The organism is Corynebacterium sp. HMSC11D10 (assembly GCF_001806995.1).
Taxonomy (GTDB): Bacteria; Actinomycetota; Actinomycetes; order Mycobacteriales; family Mycobacteriaceae; genus Corynebacterium; species Corynebacterium coyleae.
Genome location: NZ_KV787042.1, coordinates 1 through 1,791, shown reverse-complemented (window position 1 = coordinate 1,791; position 1,791 = coordinate 1). Strand labels below are relative to the sequence as shown.

General features: G+C 56.7%; 2 protein-coding genes. Both read right to left on the bottom strand.

The window, feature by feature from the left end; genetic code table 11:
• Positions 1–331 precede the first annotated feature (331 nt).
• Positions 332–1,342 (bottom strand): HtaA domain-containing protein, encoded by a 1,011-nt coding sequence (locus HMPREF3120_RS04605; RefSeq protein ID WP_070451076.1) that lies wholly within the window; start codon positions 1,340–1,342, stop codon positions 332–334.
• A gap of 93 nt (positions 1,343–1,435) precedes the next feature.
• Positions 1,436–1,791: hypothetical protein (locus tag HMPREF3120_RS12100; RefSeq protein WP_210384494.1), on the bottom strand; the 356-nt coding region annotated here is incomplete at its 5' end.

Genomic DNA, 1,791 nt, shown 5'->3' with positions numbered 1-1,791 from the left:
AATACCCCTACCAACTACGCGCACTCAGCACCGTTTTTCTTCATTTGCCCAGCACATACCGGGCACCGTGGTCTGTTTTTACTCACCCGGAAAGCACACCAACCCCCGACTAGCACATGCGGGTGCCATTCCGGAGGATTGAACGCAATTCGGGCGGATATAAGGTCTTGATGCCTATATCCGCCCGATTTACCCAGCCTGATCAGCAATAACGCCGAAATTCAGACACACTTTTTGCTACTTACCCCGGGATGGTCTCCTTTTTTCGGCTTTGGTAAACAGCAAAGAACCGGTCCCAGCACAGTACCGGGACCGGTTCATGATGCGAAGGTTATCGCTGCATACCCTGCAAGAGTTGCGGCAGCCACTGCTGGCCGACAAAAGCTAGCGCACCACCAATCGCCACGAGGCTGATGAGAGTAGCGATGATCGGCACGACGATTTTGGTGTTGTCGGTCTTGGAATCGACAGAGGATCCCTCAGGCTTCTTCGAGCCTTGCTCAGCCGGGGGGACGCTCGGGGACGACGGAACGCTCTTCTCCGGGGACGGTTTCGCGGACGACGAGGAAGGAGCCGGCTTCTCCGGAGACGGTTTCGCCTTAGGTGCTTCCTTGAACTTCAGGTCTAGATCGAGTAGCGCGTCCTCGTACTGCTCCGCCTTGTAGAAGCCGATCATGACGTTTTCGGCTCCCTCCTTGGTGAGCGTTGTCTTAATGCCACTGTCCTTACTAACGTCACCTGCTGAGGTGGAGAAACTGCCCCCTGCGGTAGCCTTGATCGGCTCTGGAAGTGTGAATGTGGCAAAAATCGCGTCGTCTCCCTTGCGATCAAGTGCGCTCTGATCGCCCGTGATGTTAGTGCCACGCACGACGTAGTCGAGGGAAATCTTTCCTGACGTACCGTCCAGAATGAGCTTCACATCGGAGAACTTGACATCGAGTCCATACTGCTGGCCCTCGGGAGCGAACTTCTCATGCCCTGTCCAGCGGACCCCACCATCAAAGGCCAGCACACCCTTGCCTTTTGCATCCAGCTGCGACTTGGCAGCATTCAACTGGAACCCATACTTAAGTGGCGAGGTGTTGTCCTGGAACGTTTGGGCTGGCGGGTTGTACGCGGTGTGGCCGCCGAAGTTCTTGAGATCGGTTGGATTGACTGTAGTGACCTTGCCCTGTGCGACGGGGCCGGTCACGTAGTTGGTAAAGCTGCGCTTCACATTCCAATCCAAGCGACCATTCTCAAGCACAGGCGCCTCCGGTGCAGCCGAAGCCTGAGGCGCAACAACTGCGCTACCCAGCAGGGCAAGAGCGGTGAGTGGTACGAGCAACGGGCGTGTTCTCATGAATCCTCCTTAGAGAACAAGGTAAACCTCACCTAAGTATGGTATTGCTAACCAACTTCAAGGGCAAGGAGGTTCCCGTTGAGGCGATGACCACTATTTGGCCAGCATGGGCCTCAGAAAACGGTCGAAGGCGAACTTGCCGAAGCCAGAAAGCACGCCGAGCAATCCAAGTCCAGCGATGACGAGGGTGACACTGGTGGTGATCCGCTCGGCTGGTGATCCTTTGTCCGTTGAGCTGAGTTCCTGCGACGAGCTCGCCATTGACTCGGACGGCGCAGGGGACGGCGTTGACGTCGGTGTCGGCTGTGGTGCAGGCAGCGTCGGAACACCAGCGGCGGCGCCAGCGAAGGTGACGCTGAGATCAAACAAGGCGTCGTCGTATTGAATCGGCTCGTAGAAGCCGATCATGATCTTTTTGGCGCCCTCCTCGGTGAGCGTTGTTTTCACGC